This is a genomic window from Streptomyces sp. NPDC127106, from assembly GCF_042677605.1.
Taxonomy (GTDB): domain Bacteria; phylum Actinomycetota; class Actinomycetes; order Streptomycetales; family Streptomycetaceae; genus Streptomyces.
Map to the genome: position 1 here is coordinate 90,116 of NZ_JBHXTC010000001.1, position 22,387 is coordinate 112,502.

General features: G+C 73.2%; 18 protein-coding genes. 9 read left to right on the forward strand and 9 right to left on the reverse strand.

Annotation, left to right across the window (positions count from 1 at the left end):
• Positions 1 to 198 precede the first annotated feature (198 nt).
• From ACFVGY_RS00400 to ACFVGY_RS00435, 8 genes are all read left to right on the forward strand, one after another.
• Positions 199 to 1,374 (forward strand): hypothetical protein, encoded by a 1,176-nt coding sequence (locus ACFVGY_RS00400; RefSeq protein ID WP_385668576.1) that lies wholly within the window; start codon positions 199 to 201, stop codon positions 1,372 to 1,374.
• Positions 1,371 to 2,144 carry a WecB/TagA/CpsF family glycosyltransferase gene (locus ACFVGY_RS00405; protein WP_385668579.1) on the forward strand — a complete coding sequence of 258 codons (774 nt, stop codon included), beginning with the start codon at positions 1,371 to 1,373 and terminating at the stop codon, positions 2,142 to 2,144. Before ACFVGY_RS00400 ends, ACFVGY_RS00405 begins: the two co-directional genes overlap by 4 nt.
• The gene (locus ACFVGY_RS00410) at positions 2,144 to 3,400 is read left to right on the forward strand and encodes a nucleotide sugar dehydrogenase (protein WP_385668582.1); all 1,257 of its coding nucleotides are present in this window, start codon (positions 2,144 to 2,146) and stop codon (positions 3,398 to 3,400) included. Before ACFVGY_RS00405 ends, ACFVGY_RS00410 begins: the two co-directional genes overlap by 1 nt.
• A 4-nt stretch (positions 3,401 to 3,404) precedes the next feature.
• A complete protein-coding gene (gene wecB / locus ACFVGY_RS00415) occupies positions 3,405 to 4,541 on the forward strand; it encodes a non-hydrolyzing UDP-N-acetylglucosamine 2-epimerase (protein WP_385668585.1) in 1,137 nt (378 codons plus the stop codon).
• Positions 4,542 to 4,640: 99 nt separating this feature from the next.
• On the forward strand, positions 4,641 to 5,393 hold the full coding sequence (locus ACFVGY_RS00420) for a chain length determinant protein (RefSeq protein ID WP_385668588.1): 753 nt from the start codon (positions 4,641 to 4,643) through the stop codon (positions 5,391 to 5,393).
• Entirely contained in the window at positions 5,390 to 6,871 is a 1,482-nt protein-coding gene (locus ACFVGY_RS00425; RefSeq protein WP_385668591.1) for an oligosaccharide flippase family protein, read from the forward strand. The genes ACFVGY_RS00420 and ACFVGY_RS00425 overlap by 4 nt, the downstream gene beginning before the upstream one ends.
• A gap of 5 nt (positions 6,872 to 6,876) precedes the next feature.
• Positions 6,877 to 7,983, forward strand: a complete 1,107-nt coding sequence (locus tag ACFVGY_RS00430) for a hypothetical protein (RefSeq protein WP_385668594.1) — start codon at positions 6,877 to 6,879, stop codon at positions 7,981 to 7,983.
• Between the two features lie 13 nt (positions 7,984 to 7,996).
• On the forward strand, positions 7,997 to 8,806 hold the full coding sequence (locus ACFVGY_RS00435) for a glycosyltransferase family 2 protein (protein WP_385668597.1): 810 nt from the start codon (positions 7,997 to 7,999) through the stop codon (positions 8,804 to 8,806).
• Between the two features lie 10 nt (positions 8,807 to 8,816).
• Here the strand turns inward: ACFVGY_RS00435 and ACFVGY_RS00440 are convergent, their stop codons facing one another.
• The gene (locus ACFVGY_RS00440; RefSeq protein WP_385668600.1) at positions 8,817 to 9,770 is read right to left on the reverse strand and encodes a glycosyltransferase family 2 protein; all 954 of its coding nucleotides are present in this window, start codon (positions 9,768 to 9,770) and stop codon (positions 8,817 to 8,819) included.
• Positions 9,731 to 11,800 carry an O-antigen ligase family protein gene (locus ACFVGY_RS00445; RefSeq protein WP_385668603.1) on the reverse strand — a complete coding sequence of 690 codons (2,070 nt, stop codon included), beginning with the start codon at positions 11,798 to 11,800 and terminating at the stop codon, positions 9,731 to 9,733. Before ACFVGY_RS00445 ends, ACFVGY_RS00440 begins: the two co-directional genes overlap by 40 nt.
• A gap of 80 nt (positions 11,801 to 11,880) precedes the next feature.
• Between ACFVGY_RS00445 and ACFVGY_RS00450 the strand changes: the two genes are divergently transcribed.
• Complete coding sequence (locus ACFVGY_RS00450) at positions 11,881 to 12,636, forward strand: hypothetical protein (RefSeq protein WP_385668606.1); 756 nt, start codon at positions 11,881 to 11,883, stop codon at positions 12,634 to 12,636.
• A 110-nt stretch (positions 12,637 to 12,746) separates the two neighbouring features.
• Here ACFVGY_RS00450 and ACFVGY_RS00455 read toward each other — a convergent pair whose 3' ends face one another.
• The 7 genes from ACFVGY_RS00455 to ACFVGY_RS00485 all read right to left on the reverse strand — a co-directional run bounded on the left by ACFVGY_RS00455 (position 12,747) and on the right by ACFVGY_RS00485 (position 22,353).
• A complete protein-coding gene (locus tag ACFVGY_RS00455) occupies positions 12,747 to 13,793 on the reverse strand; it encodes a glycosyltransferase family 2 protein (protein ID WP_385668609.1) in 1,047 nt (348 codons plus the stop codon).
• Entirely contained in the window at positions 13,790 to 17,086 is a 3,297-nt protein-coding gene (locus ACFVGY_RS00460; RefSeq protein ID WP_385668612.1) for a DUF4082 domain-containing protein, read from the reverse strand. The genes ACFVGY_RS00455 and ACFVGY_RS00460 overlap by 4 nt, the downstream gene beginning before the upstream one ends.
• Positions 17,087 to 17,105: 19 nt before the next feature.
• Positions 17,106 to 18,221: a DegT/DnrJ/EryC1/StrS family aminotransferase gene (locus ACFVGY_RS00465; protein WP_385668615.1), complete on the reverse strand. Its 1,116-nt coding sequence runs from the start codon at positions 18,219 to 18,221 to the stop codon at positions 17,106 to 17,108.
• Positions 18,218 to 19,015: an acetyltransferase gene (locus ACFVGY_RS00470; protein WP_385668618.1), complete on the reverse strand. Its 798-nt coding sequence runs from the start codon at positions 19,013 to 19,015 to the stop codon at positions 18,218 to 18,220. Before ACFVGY_RS00470 ends, ACFVGY_RS00465 begins: the two co-directional genes overlap by 4 nt.
• Complete coding sequence (locus ACFVGY_RS00475) at positions 19,012 to 20,163, reverse strand: DegT/DnrJ/EryC1/StrS family aminotransferase (protein ID WP_385668621.1); 1,152 nt, start codon at positions 20,161 to 20,163, stop codon at positions 19,012 to 19,014. Before ACFVGY_RS00475 ends, ACFVGY_RS00470 begins: the two co-directional genes overlap by 4 nt.
• The gene (locus ACFVGY_RS00480; RefSeq protein ID WP_385668623.1) at positions 20,160 to 21,158 is read right to left on the reverse strand and encodes an NAD-dependent epimerase/dehydratase family protein; all 999 of its coding nucleotides are present in this window, start codon (positions 21,156 to 21,158) and stop codon (positions 20,160 to 20,162) included. Before ACFVGY_RS00480 ends, ACFVGY_RS00475 begins: the two co-directional genes overlap by 4 nt.
• Positions 21,159 to 21,252: 94 nt before the next feature.
• Positions 21,253 to 22,353, reverse strand: coding sequence for a Gfo/Idh/MocA family protein (locus tag ACFVGY_RS00485; RefSeq protein WP_385668626.1), 1,101 nt, complete (start codon positions 22,351 to 22,353; stop codon positions 21,253 to 21,255).
• Between the last annotated feature and the right edge of the window lie 34 nt (positions 22,354 to 22,387).

The window sequence follows — 22,387 nt, forward strand, 5'->3', positions numbered from 1 at the left end:
TCCAGTGGGCGGCTCCGGACGGCCGCGTCCCGGGGGCGTTTCACACCGTCACCGCCGACGCGCGCGCCATCCTGCGCGCTCCCCTCCCCGGAACGGCGATTCAGAGGGGGTAGGTGTGTTGGAGCCGTACAGCCCGGCCCTGCGACAGGGGTCGGGCCGAGGGGCGCGGGGCACCCGCGGAGCCGGGGTGGGGACCCGGTGACCGCCGCACGACGATTAGGAGCACTGGCACAAGAGGACCCGTCGCTGCACGCGCTCGCCGAGCGCCTGCTCGCGCTCGCCGAGGCGGGCCTGCCGCAGATGTACCTGCCGGGCCCGGAGACCTTCGTCTTCACGCGGGCGGGGACCGTCGCACCGGACGGCACGCGCCGGGTGGAGAACCGCGGGACCAGCACCCGGTACGCGGCCATCACCGCCCTCGGCGCGCAGTACCTGCCCGAGGACCGGCAGCAGGCCGTGTTCGGCGGCCACACCGCCGCCGCGTTCACGAACCTGCTGGTGGAACGGCTGCCCGGGGTCGACAACCTGGGCGACGCGGCGCTCATCGCCTGGGCCGCCGCCGAGACCGGCCACCCCAAACTGGCGGACGCCCTCGACCGGGTGGCCTCCCTGGACGACCCCGACCGGCCGCAGTACACGGTCGAGGCGGCCTGGGTGCTCTCCGCCCTCGTCGCCGCCCGGACCGCGCTGGACGTGGAGGACCGCCTGGCGGCAGCCCGCGACCGCCTGTTGGGATCCAGGGCGACGACCGACAGCCCGCTGTTCCCGCACGCCACCGCCCCCGGGCTGGTCCCCGGCTACCGCTCGCACGTCGCCTGCTTCGCCGACCAGACCTACCCGATCCAGGCGCTGGCCCGGCTGCACGCGAGCGGCCCGGACCCGGAGGCCCTCCGCGCCGCCAACATGTGCGCCGCCCGGATCTGCACCCTCCAAGGGGACGGCGGCCAGTGGTGGTGGCACTACGACGCCCGCACCGGCGGCATGGTGGAGGGCTACCCGGTGTACAGCGTGCACCAGCACGCCATGGCCCCGACCGCCCTGTTCGACCTGGCGGACGCGGGCGGCACCGACTTCGGCGCGGCCGTCCGCCGGGGCCTCGGTTGGATGACGGCCGTACCCGAGATCAGCCGGCCCGACGGCACCCCCCGCGAGCCCATGATCCGGGAGGATTACGCGGTCACCTGGCGCAAGGTGTTCCGCGGCGACCCCGCCAAGGCGGTCCGGGCCGCCCGCGGGCTCACCACCCGGCTGGCCCCGCAGGCGCGGCTGGCCCCGCTCGACCGGCTGTTCCGCCCGCTCTCGGTGGACCGCGAGTGCAGGCCGTACGAGTTCGGCTGGCTGCTGCACGCCTGGCTGGGGGGAGTCCAGAGATGAGCCGACGGCAGTCCCTCTTCGGGGTCGCGCTCGACGCCCTGACCATGGACGAGACCGTACAGCGCTGCCTCGACGCGGTACGCCGCGGCGAGCAGATCGAGATCGGCATGGTGAACGCCGCCAAGCTGGTCGCGATGCGGCGCGACCCCCGCCTCGCCGCGGCGGTCTCGGGCTGCGACCTCGTCCTGGCCGACGGGCAGGCGGTGGTGTGGGCCGGCCGGATCCTCGGCGTACGGCTGCCCGAACGGGTCGCGGGAATCGACCTGTTCATGCGGCTGCTGGCCGCCGCCGAAACCGCGGGGATCCCGGTCTACCTGCTCGGCGCCCGGCAGGACGTGCTGGAGATGATGCGCGACCGGGTCGCCGAGCGGTTCCCGAAGCTCCGCGTGGCCGGCAGCCGCAACGGCTACTTCGACGACTCGGAGCAGCCCGACGTCGCCGACGCCGTCGCGGACAGCGGTGCGCAGCTGCTGTTCCTCGGCATGACCTCGCCCAAGAAGGAGATGTTCACCGCCGGCTACGGCAAGCGCACCGGCGCCCACGTGGTGCACGGCGTCGGCGGCTCCTTCGACATCCTGGCCGGCATCACCAAGCGGGCGCCGCTGGTCTGGCAGCGCATGGGCCTCGAATGGTTCTACCGCACCCTCCAGGAACCGCGGCGCCTGGGCAAGCGCTACCTCACCACCAATGCCGCCTTCCTGGCCATGACGGCCAGGGAGCTCATCCGCCGCACACCGTCTGCTGCCGGTTCCGCGAACAGGAGTTGCTGATGCGCGTAGTCGTCGTGGGACAGGGATACGTGGGCCTTCCGCTGGCCATCAGGGCCGCCGAGGTCGGGCACCAGGTGATCGGGTACGACGTGGACACGCGGCGGGTCAAGAGCCTCGCCGCCGGCGAGTCCTTCGTGGAGGACGTCGCCTCCGAGCGGATCGTCCGGGCGTTGGAGCGGGGCACCTACCGGCCGAGCGACCTGGCGCGCGACTGCGGCGGCTTCGACGTCGCCGTCGTCACCGTCCCGACCCCGTTGCACGAAGGCGCCCCCGACCTGAGCTACATCGAGGAGTCGGCGCACACCCTGGCCCGCTTCCTGCGGCCCGGCGCGACCGTCGTCCTGGAGTCCACCACCTACCCGGGCACCACCGAGGAGCTGTTCGGCCCCATCCTGGAGAACGGCTCGGGCCTCACCGCCAGCGCCGACTTCCACCTGGGCTACAGCCCGGAGCGCATCGACCCCGGCAACGCCGTCTGGGGCTTCCAGCAGACCCCCAAGGTCGTCTCCGGCGTGGACGCCGCCTCCCTCAAGGCGGTGGAGGCGTTCTACGCAAGCCTGGTCGACAAGACGGTGCCGGTGCGCTCCCCCAAGGAGGCCGAGCTGGCGAAGCTGCTGGAGAACACCTTCCGGCACGTGAACATCGCCCTCGTCAACGAGATAGCCATGTTCGCCCGCCACCTCGACATCGACGTGTGGCAGGCCATCGAGGCGGCGTCCAGCAAGCCGTTCGGCTTCATGAAGTTCACCCCCGGCCCCGGGGTCGGCGGTCACTGCCTGCCCATCGACCCGTCGTACCTGTCCTGGCGGGTGCAGCGCGAGCTGGGCCAGAGCTTCCGCTTCGTGGAACTGGCCAACGACATCAACAACCACATGCCCGAGTACGTCACGCGCCGCGTGATCGACGCCCTCAACGCCCGGCGCCGCTCGGTCAACGGCTCCCGGATCCTGCTCCTGGGACTCGCGTACAAGAAGAACACCGGCGACGCCCGGGAGTCGCCGGCCGTGCGCATCTCCCAGCTGCTCCTGGACATGGGGGCCAGGGTCCGCGCGGCCGACCCGCACGTGGTGGAGAGCATCAAGGTCGACGCCCGGCTCGTCCGGGTGGAGCCGACCCGCCGGGAGCTGGCCGCCGCCGACGTGGTCGTCCTGCTCACCGACCACGACTCCTTCGACTACGCGATGGTCACCGAGCACGCCTCCTTCGTCCTCGACTGCCGCAACCGGCTGTCCGGACCCACGGTGGAGGTGCTCTGACGCCATGGCCGTGACCAGGATCGTCTGCGTGGCCGGAGCCCGGCCCAACTACATGAAGATCAAACCGGTGATGGACGCGCTGGAACACCGCGGCGCGGAGGTGGTCCTCGTCCACACCGGCCAGCACTACGACGAGTCCATGAACGACGTCTTCTTCCGCGACCTCGGCATCCGTCCCCCCGACCGGTACCTCGGCGCCGGATCCGGGACGCACGCCCAGCAGACCGGCCGGGTGATGGCGGCCTTCGAGCCGCTGATCGAGGAGCTGTCCCCGGACGCCGTCGTGGTCGTCGGCGACATCAACTCCACCCTGGCCTGCGCCCTGGTCACCGCGAAGGCGGGCCCGCTGCTCGCCCACGTGGAGGCGGGCCTGCGCAGCCGGGACTGGAGCATGCCGGAGGAGGTCAACCGGGTCGCCACCGACCGGGTCAGCGACTACCTGCTGGCCCCCTCGCCCGACGCGGCCGCGAACCTGCGGTCGGAGGGGTACCGCGAGGACCAGATCCACGTCGTCGGCAACGTCATGATCGACACCCTCCTCGCCAACCTGGAACGGGCCCGGGCCTCGGACGTGCTCGACCGGTACGGGCTCACCCGCGGCGGCTACGGCCTGGTCACCCTGCACCGGCCCGCCAACGTGGACGACCCCGATGCCCTGCGCGGCCTGCTGAAGGCCCTCGGCGAGGTCGCCGGCCGCTGCCCGCTGCTGCTGCCCGTGCACCCGCGGGCGGCGGAACGGCTGGCCGCGATCGGCGTCCCGGGCGGCATCCGGCTGGTTCCGGCCGCCGGATACCTGGACTTCATCGCGCTCCAGGACGGCGCCCGGGTCGTGCTCACGGACTCCGGGGGCGTCCAGGAGGAGACCACCGCCCTGGGCGTGCCCTGTGTGACCCTCCGGGAGAACACCGAGCGGCCCGTCACGGTCGCGGAGGGCACGAACGTCCTGGCGGGCACCGACCCGGAGCGGATCACGGCCACCGTGCACCGGGTGCTCGACGACCCGCCCGCTCCCCGCTGCCCCGCGCTGTGGGACGGGCGGGCGAGCGAGCGCATCGCCCGGGTCCTGCTGGAGGGCGGGCCCGCGCGGACCCGGCTGCGGCCCACCGACCTCGCCCGGGGCGGGGCGGCCGGGGCGGTGTGACACCAGGCACCACGGCACGACTACAAGAAGCAAGAACCGTACACATCGCAATGACAGGCGGCGGCGCGTCGGACACGGCGCCGCCGCGAGGGGGAAGGCATGGATCTCGCGGAGATCTGGCGGGTCATGCGCAGGCGCTGGTACGTCCTGCTGCCCGGACTGCTGATCACGGCCGCGCTCACGACGGGCGTCTACCTGCTGGTCCCGGTGGAGTACCGGTCCCAGAGCACGGTGACCCTGCTGAACTCCAAGAAGGCCACGGTGGCCTTCGACGGCAACCCCTTCCTGAGCACCCAGGCCTCGCTCACCGGGATGGCCGACGGCCTGGCCCGCAACCTCAACTCCGACGACTCCAAGGCCGACCTCACGGCACAGGGACTCACCGGCGAGTACGAGGCGAAGATCGCCGACAACGCGCAGGGGCCGTTCATGTGGCTGATCGTCACCGGGACGAACCCGGCGGCGGTCCTGAAGTCGGACCAGATCCTGACCGCCTACGCCGAGAAGCGGCTCCAGGAGTTCCAGGCCCAGCAGCAGGTGACCCCGGAAGCCATGATCCGCATGGCGACGATCGTCCCGCCGCAGAAGCCGGAGCCGCAGACCAAGACCCGGCTCCAGTACCTCGTGATGGCGGGGGCGCTGGGCTTCGTGCTCAGCCTGGTGGCGACCTTCTTCGTGGAGGCCCGCCGCCGCAAGCCCGCCCGGCCGGGCCGGCACCGGCCGGCCGCACCCGAGCCCGGGGCCGAAGCCGGAACCGGGGCCGAAGCCGGGGCCGAAGCCGGGGTCGGAACCGAAGCCGAAGCCGGAGCCGGCACCCCCGAGGCCGTGTCCAGCAGTGCGGGGCCGACGTGACCGGGCCCGCGACCGGGACCCAGGCCCCGCCCGAAGCGCCCTCGCTGGGCCGCAAGGTGGGCTCCGCCGCCCGGTGGAGCCTGGTCAACACGGTCGTCATGCGGCTCGGCAACTTCGCCACCGGCATCATCCTGGCCCGGTTCTTCCTCGGACCCGAGGCCTGGGGCGTCTACGGGATCGCCCAGACGGTCCTGCTCGTGCTGCTCTCCGCGAACGAGCTCGGCGTCTCGCTGGCCATCGTGCGCTGGGAGGGCGACCCGCGCCGGTTCGCCCCGACCGTGCTCACCCTGAGCGCCGTGTCCAGCTGCCTGCTGTACGCCGCCCTGTTCGCGGCGGCTCCGGTGGTGGCCCGGGTACTCGGCTCGCCCGAGGCGTCCGGGGTGCTGCGGGTGATGTGCGTGTGCGTCGTCCTCGACGGGCTGTCGCAGGTGCCCGCCGGCTTCCTCACCCGGGAGTTCGCGCAGGGCCGGCGGATGGCCGTCGACTCCGTCAACTTCGTCCTCAGCACCGCCGTGACGCTGCTGCTGGCCGTCGAGGGCTGGGGCGCGATGAGCTTCGCCTGGGGCTCCGTCGCCGGAAACGCGGCCGCCCTCGTCGGCTGCTGCCTCGCCGCCCCCGGCACCCTGCGGTTCGGCTGGGACGCCGCCCAGGCCCGTGCCCTGCTGGGCTTCGGACTCCCGCTCGCCGGGGCCAGCATGCTCGCCCTCGGCGTCGTCAACGTCGACACCATGGTGGTCGGCTCCTCCCTCGACCAGCTGGCCCTGGGCTTCTACGTGCTCGCCTTCAACATCTCCGGCTGGCCCGTGCGGATCATCTCCGAGGCGGCCCGCCGGGTGTCCTTCGCCGGCTTCTCCCGGCTGGCCGACACCCCGGACGCACTGGCCGGCGGATTCGGCCGGGCCCTCGGCGTCGTGATGACCGGCACCGTCCCGCTGTGCGTGCTGCTCGCCGCACTGGCCGCGCCGATCGTCGAACTCGTCTACGGCGCGCGGTGGCTGCCCGCGGCCGCCGCGCTGCCCTGGCTGATGGCGCTGGGCCTGGTCCGGATCGCCTGCGAACTGGCCTACGACTGCCTCGTCGCCGTCGGACGGCGCCGCTCCCTCATCGGGGTCCAGGCCCTGTGGCTGGTCGTCCTCGTCCCGGTCCTGGTGGTCGGCGCCCGCTCCGGCGGGATCGTGGGCGTGGCCCAGGGCCACGTCCTGGTCGCCGGCGCCGTCGTCGTGCCGGTCTTCCTCGTCACCCTGCACCGCGCCGGGATCCGCCTGGGCACCGTGGCACGGGCCTGCGCCTGGCCCTTCCTCGGGGGCGCCGTCATGGCGGCCGTGGTCGTGGGCCTGGAGCGGCTCCTCGGCGACGGCGTCCCGGCCCTGCTCGCGACGGGGGCCGCCGGCACCCTGGGCTACGTGCTGTGCGTGCTGCCCAGCCTGGGCTTCCTGCGCGGCACCACACCCGCCGCCACGGCGGCGGCGAAGGGATAGCGACCGTGGCACACGACAGGAAGCGCTTCACGGCCTGGCTGCTGGCCGGGCTCGTACTCGTCACCGTCATCACCCTGTACCAGGCGCAGCGGACCGGGATGGGCGAGCCCGCGGCCGGCCCGTGCCCGGAGAGCGCCCTCGACTGCCCGGGCCCCGGCACCGGCACCAGTCCCCCGCCGACGACCGCGCCGTCCCCGGGGCCGAGCACCGGCGAGACCGCGAGCTCGACCCCGGCCCCGCCCTCCGCCACTCCCCCGCCCGGCAGCAGCGGACCGCCGACCCCGGCCCCGGGCTGCTCCTCCCCCGGTGCCTGCGGTTTCCCCGACGCGTCCACCACCGGGCCGCGGATCGAGCTGGAGCGGCACGACACGGGCAACATGTCGGTGAAGACCGACGGGACGGTCATCCGGGGCTGGGACATCCGCGGCTCCCTCGACGTCTACGCCAACGACGTCACCATCATCGACAGCAAGATCACCTCGACCAACTGGTGGGGGATCAACCTGCGTCCCGGCTTCAGCGGCCTGAAGGTCCTGTACACCACCATCACCGCGATCCCGGGCAAGGGACCCGACAACGGGGGCGTCAACTACGCGGTGTCGAACATGGGCGGCAGCTCGATCGAGGTCGGCTGGTGCGACATCTCGGTGTTCGGCAACGCCCTGTCCATGGGCCAGGGCGACCTGCACGACAACTACGTGCACGACATCGTCGCCTTCCGCAACAAGACCGGCGAGTGGCAGCACACCGACGCCGTCATCAGCGGCGGCGGCAACAAGGGCCGCCTCACCGTCCGCCACAACACCCTGCTGAACCCGGTCCGGGTGGACCAGGGGGCCACCGCCGCCGTGGGCCTGTTCGCCGACACCGGTGTCGTCTCCTCCGTGGTCGTCGAGCGCAACTGGCTGGCGGGCGGGGCCTACACCCTCTACGGCGGCGGACCCGGAGCCACCGGCATCAAGGTCACCGACAACGTGTTCTCCACCGAGTACCACCCCGCGGCCGGGGCCTACGGCACGGCCACCGCATGGAACGCGGGCGGCGCCGGGAACGTGTGGAGCGGCAACCGCATGGCCGACGGGAAACCCGTCCCGCCCCCGGCCTCCCCCTGACGACCGAGAGGACATGATGCGGCGCATCGCCCGGGCCCCCTGGGAACTGCTGAAGCGGGCCTTCGGCTGGCTGGTGCTGTTCGAGGCCAGGAACAAGGTCCTGCTGGCCCCGTCCGCCGTGCGGCTGCGCCGCTTCGAGGACGCCGAGACCCGCCGGCTCGCCGCCCTGCTGGGCCGGCCCCCGACCGCCCGGGTCGCCACCGTGATCGCCACCCACCGGCGTCCGGAGGCACTGCGCGCGGCGGTCCGCTCGGCCCTCGGGCAGACGGTGGCCGACCAGGTGGTGATCGTCGTCGACGACGGCGCCGGCCTGCCCGAACTCCCTCCCGATCCAAGGCTGTTCGCGGTGTCCCTGACCCGCAACACGGGCACGGCGGGGGTGGTGCGCAACGTGGGGATCCGGCTGACCCGCTCGCGGTACGTGGCCTTCCTGGACGACGACAACCTGTGGGAGCCCGACCACCTGGAGCAGGCGCTGGCGGTGCTGGAGCCGCCCGGCGGGCCGGACGCCGTGTACACCGCCCTGCGCCGGGTGCTCCCCGACGGCTCCGAACGGGACGTCCTGTCGGTGCCCTTCGACCGGCACCGGGCCGCCCGCGAGGCCTTCCTCGACACCAACGCGTTCGTGGCCCGCCGCACCCGGTCGCTGTACTTCAGCCGGCTGCGGCGCACGCCCGAGGTCCTGCCGCGGGAGGACTGGGAGCTCGTACGCCGCTACGGGCGCCGGCACCAGGTCCGGCACCTGCCCCGCCCCACCGTCCGCTACCTGGTGAACCCGGGGAGCTTCTACACCGCCTGGGACGGGCAGGCGTCCCCCGGGTGACCCGGCCGGGTCACGGCCCGGGCGTGGCCCGCAGCGCGGACGGGCTGGCCAGGGCCCGGGCCGCGGCGAGGCTCGCGGGGCGGCCGAGGGCCGCCCGCGAGGTCTCCCGCAGCAGGACGGCCGCGCGGAACGCGGCGGTCGCGGCCGGGCCGTGGCGGCGTCGGTAGAGCCGTACGCGGTTGAGGGTCAGCAGCGTCCACAGGCGCGGCGAGACCTGGGAGTCCCCGCCGAGGTGGACGGCGGAGGCGGCGGGCTCCAGGCGGGTGGCGAAACCGTGGTCGCGGGCCCGCAGGCAGTACTCGGTCTCCTCCGAGTACAGGAAGAAGGACTCGTCCCAGGGCCCGCAGGCGTCGAGGCAGGGGCGGGACAGGGCCATCAGCGCACCGGTCGCCCAGTCGGCGACGGTGGCCCGCCGGTACGCGGCCGGGTCGGTGACCAGTTCGCTGAGCAGCGGGAACCGGCCGGCGCGGCGGTTGCCGATCACGGCCTCGCCCAGGGCGCGGGTCACCCGCGACTCCCGGCGCAGCGAGTGGTGGAGGGTGCCGTCCTCCTCGTACAGCAGCGGGACGCTGATCCCGACCCGGCGCCCGCCGGACAGGGGCGCGTCGAGGGCGTCGACGAGGCGGGCCGCGCAGCCGGTCCCCATCCGGACGTCCGGGTTGCACACGAGGGCGGCGCGGAAGCCGCCGTCCCATCCTGCCGCGGCCTCCAGGGCGGCGTTCACCCCGGCCGCGTAGCCGGCGTTGCGGCCGGTCCGGACGACGGTGGCGTCCGGGGCGAGGGAGCGGACGAGGTCCGCGGTGCCGTCGGCGGAGTCGTTGTCGGCGACGACGAGGCGCCAGTCGAGGCCGGTCATGCCCTCGGGCAGGGAGGCGAGGAACGCGGGCAGCACCCGGGCGCTGTTCCAGGTGACGACGAGGACGGCTACGGGACCGGTACCCGGGCCGGGGTGACGGGAGGACATGGGGACTCCGCGGTTCGGGGCTTCGGCGCGGCGCGCCGGATGAAGCCGAGGTAACTGCCTCCGGCGGCGATCGTCAGGAAGAACATCCCGGCGAACATCGGGAAGCTGAGGCTGTCGAAGGTGGCGCTGATGACGAGGGAGACCACGGCCGAGGCGAAGAACGCCTGCCCGAGCTCCCGGTCGGATTCGGTACGGGCCAGGCGACGGATGGCGCCGCCCTGGTGGATGCCGGTGAAGAACAGCACCAGCAGGACGGCGAGTCCCACCAGGCCCATTTCCGCGAGGGTGAGCATGTACTGGTTGTCGGTGAAGAAGTACAGGTTCGGGGTGAACGTGCCGAAGCCCCGGCCGAACAGCGGGCGCTGCTCCAGGTAGGGGACGATGGCGCCGTACTTGACGGTGCGGGCCTGGGTGCTGCTGTCGCCGTTGGAGAGGAACGAGGCGAACAGGGCCGTGATGGTGCCGATCAGGCCGGGAATGATCACCTTGAACGCGGCGACCGCCCCGCACAGCAGCCCGATCGCCGCCCACCGGCGCTCCGGCTTCCAGCGGGGCAGCATGACCAGCACCACCAGCAGGGCCCCGATGATGGAGGTCCGCGACACGGTGAGCGGCAGTGCGCCGCCCATCAGCACCACGGGCGCCCAGCGCCGCCAGCGGGCCAGGTTCCTGCGGACCGGGTCGAAGGCCTGCTGGACGGCGAAGGGCAGCAGGATGGCGAGCATCCCGCCGAACTCCAGCGGCTGGGCGGTGGTGGAGCGGGGCCGGGTGAACGAGCCGCGGTCCAGGGTGGCGATCTGCGGGACGCTGGACTGCAGGCCCGGGATGCTGATCTTGTCGGCGATGTTCGTGGCGGTGAAGAAGTCGTAGAAGCCGATCGCGGCCACCACCGCCCCCATCACCACCATCCGGCGCAGCAGCACGTCCAACCGGGAGCGGTCGTGGATGCCGGCGGTCACCAGCACCACGAGGGACACCCACACCAGGAGCCCGATCAGGCCCCGGTCGGCGCCGAGGACCTCCTTGTGCGAGCTGCCGCGGGTCGCGTTGGCGAGGTACGAACCCAGCACGGCGAGCGCGAGGACGAGCATCGCGGTCCGGGGCAGCCGGGTCCCGGGGACCGGGCGGATCCGGCCGGTCAGCCAGGTCGCCAGGTACCAGAGCAGGCAGAGCAGGGCGTAGGCGTTGGCCGGGGTGCCCACCCCGCCGAGGCCGGGCAGGGTCAGGTTCGACGGGATGAAGAAGGCCAGCGCCAGGTAGCCGGTGAGCAGGGCGGTGGCGTCCAGGTTGCGCCCGCGGCGACGCCCGGGGAGCCGGTCGCTGGCGGCGCGCAGGGCGGCCCGCCGGGACCTTCGGGGGGCGGGGGTGTCCGCTGCCCCGGCTGCCGCACGGGCGGCGGCCTCGGCGGCGGCGCGCCTGCGGAGCCGGGCCGCGAGTGCGCCGTCGGTGACGAAGGAGAGCGTGAACCCGGCCGTGGTGCCGAGGATCACCACGCCCAGCACCTGCTGGTAGCGGCTCTTGAGCAGCGGCACCGGGGTCTGCGGCAGCACGACGGGGGCGGTCTGGACGAAGTAGGCGGGCTGGACACCGGCCGCGGTCTGCAGGGCGCCCAGCTGCTCTCCGGCGAAGGAGGTCAACATGTTGGTCTCCTGGAGCACCTTCGTCCGGTCGGTGCCGGTGACCGACAGGGTGAGCATCGGCCCGGAGGTGTTGGCGGCGAACCCGACCGCGTACGGGTCGGTGACGCCGAGGCCGTGGAGGGCCCGGGCGGCGTCCGCCCCGGAGAGGGTGCGGATCAGCACGTCCGCGGTGACCACCAGCGAACCGCCGGCGTTCGAGATCGGGTTGCCGAAGGTCGGGGCGAGTTCGGCGACGGCGGTGGAGTCCAGCAGGGCCACCGAGCTCTCCGACTGGTACTCCACCGGCACCGAGCGGTACAGGTGCAGCCCGGCGAGCAGGCCGAGCAGGGTCAGGGAGACCATCACGTACCAACGGCGGCGCAGGACGGCCCCCAGGTCGCGGATGCTCATGCGCGCCCCCGCGAGCTGCCGGATTCGATGGCGGGCCGCGGGATGTCCTGCAAGGATCGTGCAGGACGGAAGGAATCCCCGTGTCGCCTGGTGAGTTGGTCCGTGCGCTGCGTCGGCGCTGGTACGTCCTGGTGGTGGCGACGGTGCTCGCCGCGGCCGGAGCGGTGCAGGTGCTCCGCCCCACTCCGGTCCATGTGAGTGCGGCGATCGTCGTGCTCAAACCCCCGGTCACCGGGCGGCATCCGAACCAGCTGACCAACCTCCAGCCGCCGCTGGCCGCCGTCTCGTACGCCGTGGTGCAGCAGTTGGAGTCGGCCGAGGGCCGGGACGAGCTGCGCGCGAAGGGGGTGACGGCCGACTACCGGCTGCTGCCGCGGAACAGCGGCACGAGTGTCACCCCGCGCTATCTGATCCCCTCGCTCCAGGTGCAGGCCGAACACACCGACCCGGAGGCCGCGAACGCCGCGGTCCGCGCGGTGGTCGAGGCGTACACCCGGCGCGTGACCGCGCTGCAGGACGCGGAGGGCATCCCGGCCGCGTCGCGGATGAGCGTGGACCAGCTCGTGCCTCCGGCCGCGGTAGCGCAGCAGGGCACCAGGAGCCGGGCGCTGGCCGGCATCGCCATGCTGGTCGCGGTCGCCGGGGTGCCGGTGGCCCTGTGGACCGACCGGCTGCTGGTACGCCGGAACCGGCGCCGGCGCGAGGGCGCCGACGCCGGAACCGGGAGCGGTGCGGGGGCCCCCGCCGGGGCCGGGGCCGGGGCCGGGGCCGGTGCCGGGGCCGGAGGCCGGTGCCCGGGCGGGGAGCGGGTGCCGGGCGCCGTGGCGGCCGGCTGAGCCTTCGGGGTACCGCGGGCGGGGCCGCCGCGCGAGGCGGCGGTCCCGGTCGTGCGGAGGGAGCGGATGGTGCGGGTGGTACGGGTGGTACGGGGCGTGCCGGTGGTCCATCAGATCCCTCGCCGCTTCCACGACTGCCACCACAGCCACTCGCGCCCCCGGTCGGCGACCGCCGAGAGCACCAGCGGCTGGAGGTACGGCATGGTCCGCGCCCCGATTTGGCGCCGCCGGACCAGCGCCCGGTACTCGGCCAGTGCCGTGTACCGGGGCACGCATTCCGCGGCGAAGGCCTCCAGCTCCTCCACCGGGACCACCCCGGTCCGGCCCCGGTCGTACGCCCGGTAGGCGCGCCGCAGCGCGTACCGGGCGAGCCGGGTCCGGGCGGCCCGGGACAGCCGGACCTTGTCGGGCAGCAGGTCCCCGCACTTGTCGAGCACCGAGTCGAAGGCGACGAGGCGCTGGCGGAGGTCGTCGAGCTGGCCGCCGAAGTCGGTGGTGGACATGTTGTTGCCGTGGACCCGGTAGAAGGCCTGGTCGGCGCCGCGGACGTAGCCCACGTCGGCGTGCGCCGCGAGCCGCATCCACATTTCGATGTCGCCGGCGTGCGGCAGCTTCGGGTCGTAGCCGCCGACCTTGCGCTGGAGACTGGTGCGGACGACCACCTCGGGCGAGGTGATGCATCCGGTGCCCTCCCGGAAGCGGCGCTCCAGCCACCAGCGGCCGGGGTAGACCACGGACCCGGTGGACCGCGTCCGGGCCTGCGGGAGCGGGCCGCCGTGCCGGAAGCGCAGCGGCCGCCCGTACGCGAACCCGGCCTCGGGGTGTTCGTCGAGCAGGGCCGCCGCCCGTACGAGGGCGCCGGGGACGAGCCGGTCGTCCGCCGAGAGCAGCGCGACGTAGTCCCCGTCGGCCCACTCCAGCAGGCCCTCGTTGTAGGTGGCGATGTGGCCGCGGTTCTGTTCGTGCACGCGGACCTCGATCCGCGGGTCGCCGGCCGCGAGGGCCCGGGCGACCTCCCCGGACCCGTCGGGCGAGGCGTCGTCGATGATCAGTACCCGGACGTCGACCCCCTGCTGCTCGTCCAGGACGCTGCGGACGCAGTCGGCCAGGAAGTGGCCGTAGTTGTAGCAGGGGATCACGACGCTGACCGTGCTCACTGGCCGCTCACCTCCGAGGACAGCCCGGCCTGCGCGGCGGGCGGCGGGGTCGTGGTGAAGACCGGGCCGACCCAGTAGTTCACCGATCCGAAGGTGTTCGTCGGGAAGACGGTGGAGGCGCCGTACTTGTAGAGCCCGTTGGCGCCGCCGGTCCCGTCGGCCGGGGCGACCAGCGGGTACGAGCGGTGGGCGGCGGCGAAGTAGCCGCCGTCGACCGAGTAGTTGCCGTTCGGTGCGTGGTAGGAGACCACGTACGTGGTGCCGGCCGTGGTGGGTACCGGGGTGGCGAAGTTCAGCTGCTGCCAGCCGGACAGGGTCTCGCTGCCGAAGGTGCCGGTGGCGAGCAGCTGGCCGGAGGCGGACCACAGGCTGCCGGTGTGGGTGCCCGTGTTCCTCGGCCCCTTGTAGAAGGTGACGCCGGTGACGTAGCCGTCCACGGCTGACTGGAACCTGGTGCCCAGTTCCACGGAGTTGGTGTCGCCGACCACGTTGGCGGTGCTCGGGGTGGTGGTGCTGTTCCACAGGGTGCAGGGGCAGTTGACCTGCGGCGGGTTGGGGCTGGTCGTGAAGGTCCAGGTGACCGGATCGGGCATGGTGTTGCCCCACAGGTCGGAGGCCTTCACGGAGGCCGTGTAGGTGGTGTTGAGGGCCAGTTCGCCGGCCGGGGTGAAGGTGACGCTGTTGGAGGCGCCGAAGACCTTGCTGCCCGGTACGGCCGCCCCGCCCGCGTCCTTGACGGTGAACTGGAGTCCCTCGGAGTCCACGGCCGTGCTGAAGGTGGCGGTGACCCCGGCGGTGATCGCCGTGCCGGTGGCCGCGGACTGCGGGGAGGTGGTGCTGACCGTGGGCGGGGTGGTGCTGGCCGTGGAGGTGTCCAGGACGGCGTCCACCCAGTAGTTGCTGCCGTTGGCGGCGGTGGACGGGAAGCCGCCGGTCGCGCTGTAGCGGTAGACGCCGTTGCCGCCGTCGGTTCCGCTGCGCAGTGCGGTCAGCGGGGCCAGGCCGGCTTCGGCGCCGGCGAAGGTGTTGTCGAAGGAGTACCCGCCCTTCGGGGCGAAGTAGGAGGCGACGTAGGTGGTGTTGGGTTTGACGGGGACCGGGGTGGCGAAGTTCAGCTGCTGCCAGCCGGAGGCCGTCTCGTTGGTGAAGGTGCCGGTGGCCAGGCGCTGCCCGGAGGCGGACCACAGGCTGCCGGTGTGGGTGCCGGTGTTGGCCGTGGACTTGTAGAACCGGACGCCGGTGATGGAGCCCGGAACGGAGGAGCGGATCTTCACACCGAGCTCGACGGCGCTGCCGTCGCCGGCGTTGACCGTGCCCGGCACGGCCGCGGCCGGCCAGACGGTGCAGGGGCACTGCTGGGGCCCGATGGTCAGCGGCACGGTGGTGGTGGCGCCGATGTTGACGCTGTCGTCCACCGCGCGGACCTTGACCTGCAACGGTCCGGGGGCGGTCGGGGTCCAGGTGTAGTTCCAGGACCCGACGCCGTTGGTCGCCTTCCAGGTGGTTCCGCCGTCGGTGGAGACCTCCACGCGGGCCACCACACCGCCGCTGTCGGCGGCGGTGCCGGTGACGGTCACGGGGCGCAGTGCGGGCACGGTGGCGCCCGCCGCGGGGCTGGTCACCGTGACGGTCGGCCCGGTGGTGTCCGTGGACGCGGCGGCCGCGACCAGGTCGGACTGGAGGCTCTTGGGTTGGACGCCCATGTCGGCGAACACGTTCACCGTCGCCTGCTGCATCCGCTTGTCCTCGGTGACCACGACGGCGTCGGGATTGGACGTCGGCATGTTGGTCAGGCCCCAGGACCACTGGACGGTGCCCGCGCCGAAGACGAGCGCGCGGGAGGTCGGGTCGCGGAAGGCGACGAGGCTGTGCGTGGCGGTTCCGTTGCCGTAGGTGTTGCCGTAGTCGAGGCGGAGCTTGCCGTCCTCGATGTCGACGGTGGTGGAGGACAGCTGGATCTGGCCGGGCGGACGGGCCGCGTCCTCCACGTCGCTGTCCCACTCGTAGCCGAGGGTGCCGGCCGGGAACGTGGCGGTCTGGGAGGGGGTCAGGTTCGCGACGGTGGTGTTGCGCCACAGGCGCATCTTCGCGAACCGGCCGGGCACGGTGATCGCGTCGCTGCGGTAGCCGTTGACGCTGAACAGCGAGCCGGTCAGCTGGTTCTGCGGCTGGTAGGGCCGTCCGTTGGTGGCGCTGGCCGGGTCCATGAAGGTGCCCGTCCAGATCCCGCTCGGGTCCGGGACGCCGTTCGGCTGCGGGAAGGAGAGCTTGGTCTCCTTGTAGCAGACCAGGGTCCGGTCGGCGGTGTTGGTGCCGTCGATGCTGGGGGCGAGCCGGGTCTTCCAGAAGATCTCGTTGCCGCTGAAGTACGTCTGGTGCTGGCCGGCCTTGCGGGCGGCCAGCGCGTTGGTGAACTGGTCCTGGGTCCAGTACTCGTCGTGTCCGGAGGACATGAAGACCTTGTGGTTGCGGAGCAGGGTCGCGCCGCGCTTCGACATGTCGATGCCGGACATGTAGCTGACGTCGTAGCCGTTGCGCTCCAGCCACGAGATCATCTGGTACTCGGATCCGTAGATCCCGTTCTCCCCGCCGATGTCCATGGGCCGGTTGTAGCTGACCTCGTAGGCGCGGCCGTCCGGCGCGGGGCCCGCACCGTCGTACAGGTCCTGGCCGCCGTAGTTGTTGTACGCCTGCCAGGTCTGGTCGCTGGTCTGGACGATGATGTCGGAGTGGCTGGCGTCGTTGCGGACGACGAACGGGTAGGGCATGACGCCGTTGCCGTCCGCCTGGTCGAAGTTGGCGATGTACACGCCGGAGACCGCGTCCGCGGGCACCGACCACGTGACCGTGGTGGGCCAGTTCCCGCAGTCGACCAGGCCGGTCGAGGCCTTGGTGGTGCAACTCGCGGGCTGGCCGCCCGGGGCGACGTTCGCCGGGTGGGTCTGGGCCGCCTGCGCCGCGGTGGACATCAGGCGGGCCCCGTCGCCCCCGTAGTGGCCCAGCCGGTAGACCGAGACCCGGTACGGGGTCGGCGACTGGACCTTGAACTGCACGGTGTCACCCGCCTGGACGCTCATCTGGGCGCTGAATCCCTTGATGTCGCCGTAGGCGCTGGGCGAGAACCAGTCGGACATCGGTGTGCCCGGCTTGGAGTTCTCGCACACGATGGCGTTCGTGCCGGGACCGCAGGGGTCCACCGCCCCCGCCGACGCGGACGGAGGCAATACCGTGGCCATCAGGGCCGCGACCACGGTGAAGAGGCCGTACCTGGCCCACCGTGTCCGTCTTTTCATGTGTACCTCTTCGTTTGCGTCAGCGCAGGGCGTTCGTGAACGCGTCCACGACCCGCTGCTGCTGGGCGGCGGTGATCTGCGGGAACAGCGGGAGCGAGAGCATCAGGTCCGCGGCCTGTTCGGCGTGCGGGAAGTCTCCGCGGCCGTGGCCGAGGTGGGCGAAGGCCGGGGTGAGGTGGACGGGGGCCGGGTAGTGCACGCCGGCGCCGATGCCCTCGGCGTTGAGCTTGCCGACGACCTCGTCCCGGTCGGCTCCGCTGATGCGGACGACGTACAGGTGCCAGACGTGGACGTTGCCCTCCGCCGTGGCGGGGAGGGTCACGCGGCCGGCGGCGGCCAGGTCGCCCAGCAGCTCGTCGTAGCGGGCGGCGGCGGCGCGGCGGGCGGCGTTCCCGTCGGCCAGCCGGGCCAGCTTGGCCCGCAGCACGACGGCCTGGAGCCCGTCGAGGCGGCTGTTGAACCCAGCGACGTCGTGCCGGTACTTGGCGGTGCCACCGTGGTTGGCCAGTGCCCGGACCAGGCCGGCCGCCTCCTCGTCGTCGGTGACGACCGCGCCCGCGTCCCCGTACGCACCGAGGTTCTTGCCCGGGTAGAAGCTGGTCGCGGCGATCGCTCCGCTGCCGGGCGGGCGGCCGCCGCGGGTGGCGCCCTGGCTCTGCGCGGCGTCCTCGACGATGCGGGCCTGCGCGGGCAGCCGTTCGGCCAGCTCCGCGGCGGGGGCGCACTGTCCGTACAGGTGGACGGGTACCACGGCGCGGGTTCTCGGGCCGACGGCGTCGAGTGCGGCCTGCGGGTCGATCAGCAGGGTGTCGGGGAGGCAGTCCACGAGGACGGGGCGGGCGCCGATCCGGTGCACCGCTCCGGCGGTGGCGATGAACGTGTTGGCGGGCAGCACCACCTCGTCGCCGACGCCCACGCCCACGGCCCGCAGGGCGAGTTCGAGGGCGTCGGTGCCGTTGGCGACGCCGACGCAGTGTGCGACCCCGGCGAAGTCGGCGTACTCGCGCTCGAAGGCGCGGACCTCCTCGCCGCCGATGAAGGCGGTGCCGGTGAGCACGCGGTCGAACCCGGCACGTAACTCCTCCGCGATCTCGGCGTGCGCTGCCTTGAGGTCGACGAGCGGTATCTGGTTCATCCGGCGGTGCTCCCCATCCGTGTCTCCGGCCGGTGGCCGGTCTCCTTGCCTTCGGCCCGCGTCCGTTCGGCCCGTGCCCCGTCGGCCCGCAGTTCGTCGAGGGCCGGGGCGCCCGCCTCGCGCAGCCGGCGGGCCGGGCTGCCGGCCCAGACCTCGCCGGGCGGCACGTCGACGAGGACCGTGCTCCCCATGCCGGTCAGCGACCAGGCGCCGACCGTGGTGTGCTCGCGGACCAGGGCGCCCGCGCCGACGTAGGCCCCCCGTCCCAGCCACACGCCGCCGCCGAGGCGGACCCCGGAGGCGAGCGTGGCGAAGTCCCCGACGGTGTCGTCGTGGGTGAGGACCACGTGCGGCATGACCGCCACGTGTGCGCCCACGCGTACGGCGGCGGTCAGCACGCAGTGTGCGAGCAGCACCGTGCCGGGGCCCAGCTCCGAGGACGCCGAGACCGCGGCCGTGGGGTGGACCACGGTCGCGTAGCGGCTCTCGGGCAGGGCCAGGCGGCGTACCAGGCGGGCCCGTACCCCGTAGTCGCGGGGGCTGCCCGCGCAGACCACGACCCGGGCGGTGGCCGGCAGCCGGTGCGCCAGGTCGCAGTCCCCCAGCACGGGCACGCCGTCGACGTCCCGGCCGTGCAGGGCCGGGTCGTCGTCGAGGTGCCCGGCCAGCCGCCAGCGCGGGGCGCGGCCGCACGCCAGGTCGGCGGCGGCTGCGTCCCGTACCGCCTGGGCGGTCTCGCGGGCGAAGCCGCCCGCGCCGACGATCAGCAGGTCCTCGGTGGCCTGCCCGGTCATCCGCCGGCCTGCCCGCGCAGCACGGCCACGACCCGGTCCTGCTGCTCGTGCGTCATCGTGTGGAACAGCGGCAGGATGAGCGAGTCCCGGGTGATCCGCTCGGTCACCGGTAGCGGCGCCGCGGCGTGTCCGGCGTACGCGGGCTCCAGGTGGGCGGCCATGATCCCGCGCCGGGCCGAGATCCCGGACTCGGCGAGCACGGCGAGCAGGTGGTCCCGGCCGACGGGGAAGTCCTCGCCGAGCAGGACCCAGTACGACTGGAAGTTGCCCTCGCCGTACGCGGGGTCGCGGACCGGGCGCAGGCCGGGGATGCCGGCGAGGAGTTCCGCGTACCGGGCGGCGAGGGCCCGCCGGCGGGCCACGATCGCGTCGAGCCTGCCCAGTTGCACCAGGCCGACCGCGGCCTGGATGTCGGTCATCCGGTAGTTGTAGCCGACCTCGAGGTAGCTCTCGGCGATCGGTGTCCTGCTGGCGTGCCGCTGGGCGGCGGACACGTTCATGCCGTGCTCGCGCAGCCGCCGCAGCCGCTCGGCCCATTCGGCGTCGTCCGTGGTGACCATGCCGCCCTCACCGGTGGTGATCACCTTGCGGGGGTGGAAGGACCAGGCGGCGATCAGGGCGCCGTGGCCGACGGACTTGCCGCCGACGGTCGCGCCGATGCCGCAGGCGGCGTCCTCCAGGAGGGCGACGCCCCAGTCGGCGCAGGCGGCGCGCAGGGCGTGCACGTCGGCGGGTACGCCGCCCTGGTGGACGGCGAGGACGGCCCGGGTCCGCGGGGTGCGGACGGCGTCGACGGTGGCCGGGGTGAGGTTGCCGGTGGCCTCGTCGACGTCGGCGAACACCGGGTGGGCTCCGGTGTAGCGGACGGCGTTGGCGGTGGCGATGAACGACAGCGAGGGGACGACGACCTCGTCGCCGGGGCCGAGGTCGAGCGCGATCAGGGCGAGGTGGAGGGCGGTGGTGCACGAGCTGACGGCGATGCCGTGCTCGGCGCCGACCCGTTCGGCGAAGGCCCGCTCGAACTCGGCGACGCGGGGACCCTGGGCGACCCAGCCGGACAGCACCGCGTCGGCGGCGGCCCGGGCCTCCTCCTCGCCGAGCCACGGGACCATGACGGGGATGCGGGCGGGGGTTCCGGGGGCGCTCATCGGGCTGCCTCCTGACCTGCGGCGGGGTCGGCGGCGCGCTCGGCCCGCCACCAGTCGACGAGGTCCCGCAGCCCGCTGGGCAGGTCGATGCGGGCGGTGAAGCCGAGGCGTTCGGCGGCCTGCACGGTGTCGGCGAGCCGGCGGGTGACGCCGTTGACGGCGCGGGCGGGCCCGTGTTCGGGCTCCAGTCCGTCGGCGTCCATGGCTGCGAGCAGGCCGAGGGCCAGCTCGCGCAGACTGGTCTCGGTGCCGCTCGCGACGTTGAAGACCTCGTCGGTCAGGTCCGATGCGGCGGCGAGCAGGTTGGCCCGGGCGATGTCCCGGACGTGGACGAAGTCCATGGTCTGTGTGCCGTCGCCGAGGATCAGGGGCGGTTCGCCCGCGGCGATCCGCTCCATCCACCGGATCAGGACCTCGGTGTACAGGCCGTGGATGTCCATGCGGGGCCCGTACACGTTGAAGTACCGCAGGGCCACGTAGTCCAGGCCGTACATGGCGTGGAAGCTGCGCAGCATGCCCTCGTTGAAGGCCTTCGCGGCCCCGTAGAAGGTGTCGTTGTTGTACGGGTGGTGGCGTTCGGTGGTGGGGAAGGACTCGGCCAGCCCGTACACCGAGGCCGAGGAGGAGGCGATCACCTTGCCCACTCCGGCGGCCACCGCCGCCTCCAGCACGTTGAACGTGCCGTCGACCATGACCTCGTTGGCCAGCCGCGGTTCCTCCGCGCACTGGGTGATGCGGATGGCGGCCAGGTGGAACACCAGGTCGGCGCCCTCGGTCGCCTTGCGTACCGCGGCCGTGTCGCGGATGTCCCCTTCGACGACGTCCACCACGCCGCTCGACAGGGCGCGGGCCAGGTTGGCCCGGCGTCCCCGTACGAAGTTGTCGAGGACGACGACCTCGCGGGCCCCGCCCTCCACCAGCAGGTCGACGACGTGCGAGCCGATGGTGCCCGCTCCGCCGGTGACCAGGATCTTCTTGTCTCGAACCGTGCTCAACGCCTTGCCCCCACTGAGTCTGTCGTGTTGCTGCGTGCCGGGCCCGCCGCGCTGTGCGGCGCGGCGGGCCGTGGCGTGGTGTGCGGTGGAACGGTCAGCGTCCGGTGCGCAGTCCGACGACCGCGCCGCGGAATTCCAGGCTCCGGGAGGCTGCCTCCAGGATGTCGAGCACCTGGAGGCCGGCCCAGCCGTCGGTGAGCGGCCGGCGGCCCGTTCGGATGGCGGCGGCGAACTCCTCGACCATGCTGCGCAGGGCCTCCTTCTCGCCGATCGCGGGCGCGACCATGTCGCCGCTGCGGTAGGAGACGAGCATGTCGCGGCGCTCGGCCTCGCCGATCTCCTGCGGGGCGGTCAGCTCCACTCCGCGGTCGTAGACGGCGATGCGCTGGGCGGGGTTGAGGTCGTCCCAGACCAGGGTGCGCTTGGAGCCGCCGACCATGGTGGTGCGGACCTTCACCGGGGACAGCCAGTTGACGTGCACGTGGGCTATGGCGCCGGTGTTGAGCTGGAGGGTCAGGTAGGACACGCAGGACTGGCCGGCGCCGATCGGGTCGGCGCCGTGCGCGGCGACGGCGACGGGCCGGACCTTGTCGGGGAGGATGAAGTCGAGGACGGAGAGGTCATGCGGGGCCAGGTCCCACAGGACGTCCACGTCCTTCTGGACGAGTCCCAGGTTGATCCTGACCGAGTCGAAGAACTGGATCTCGCCGAGTTCGCCGGATCGGACCATCTCGCGGATGCGGACCGCCGCCGGGGTGTAGCAGTAGGTGTGGTCGCACATGAGGGTGAGGTCGCGCTTCTCGGCCTCGGTCACCAGCCGCAGCCCGTCCTCGTAGGTGGCGGCGAGGGGCTTCTCCACGAGGACGTGCTTCCCGGCGCGCAGGGCGGCGAGGGCGACGTCGAGGTGGGTGCCCGCGGGGGTGGCCACGGCGACCGCGTCGACAGCCGGGTCGGCAAGGACCGCCCGGAGGTCCGAGGTGGCCTGGACCGTGGAGTACCCGCCGAGGACCCGGCGGGCCCGGTCGACGTTCAGGTCGCACAGCCAGCGGAGCCGGAACTCCGGGCTGGCCTGGAAGTTGCGGACGAGATTGGGGCCCCAGTAGCCCGCGCCGACGACGGCGACACCTAACGGCTTCACCCGCCCCGCACCTGCCGCTGCGGTGTCCTGCCCCGCGTCCTTCGCGGTGTCTTTCACAGTGTTCCCCTTCTCCGTTCCGCGCACGCCCGCG

What these genes read in the sequence shown, in the direction of transcription:
- ACFVGY_RS00420 (WP_385668588.1), top strand. Translation starts at nt 4,641, where the DNA reads ATGGATCTCGCGGAGATCTGGCGGGTCATGCGCAGGCGCTGGTACGTC.
- ACFVGY_RS00435 (WP_385668597.1), top strand. Translation starts at nt 7,997, where the DNA reads ATGATGCGGCGCATCGCCCGGGCCCCCTGGGAACTGCTGAAGCGGGCC.
- ACFVGY_RS00445 (WP_385668603.1), bottom strand. Translation starts at nt 11,800, where the DNA reads ATGAGCATCCGCGACCTGGGGGCCGTCCTGCGCCGCCGTTGGTACGTG.
- ACFVGY_RS00465 (WP_385668615.1), bottom strand. Translation starts at nt 18,221, where the DNA reads ATGAACCAGATACCGCTCGTCGACCTCAAGGCAGCGCACGCCGAGATC.
- ACFVGY_RS00460 (WP_385668612.1), bottom strand. Translation starts at nt 17,086, where the DNA reads ATGAAAAGACGGACACGGTGGGCCAGGTACGGCCTCTTCACCGTGGTC.
- ACFVGY_RS00405 (WP_385668579.1), top strand. Translation starts at nt 1,371, where the DNA reads ATGAGCCGACGGCAGTCCCTCTTCGGGGTCGCGCTCGACGCCCTGACC.
- ACFVGY_RS00410 (WP_385668582.1), top strand. Translation starts at nt 2,144, where the DNA reads ATGCGCGTAGTCGTCGTGGGACAGGGATACGTGGGCCTTCCGCTGGCC.
- ACFVGY_RS00470 (WP_385668618.1), bottom strand. Translation starts at nt 19,015, where the DNA reads ATGACCGGGCAGGCCACCGAGGACCTGCTGATCGTCGGCGCGGGCGGC.
- wecB (WP_385668585.1), top strand. Translation starts at nt 3,405, where the DNA reads ATGGCCGTGACCAGGATCGTCTGCGTGGCCGGAGCCCGGCCCAACTAC.
- ACFVGY_RS00440 (WP_385668600.1), bottom strand. Translation starts at nt 9,770, where the DNA reads ATGTCCTCCCGTCACCCCGGCCCGGGTACCGGTCCCGTAGCCGTCCTC.
- ACFVGY_RS00475 (WP_385668621.1), bottom strand. Translation starts at nt 20,163, where the DNA reads ATGAGCGCCCCCGGAACCCCCGCCCGCATCCCCGTCATGGTCCCGTGG.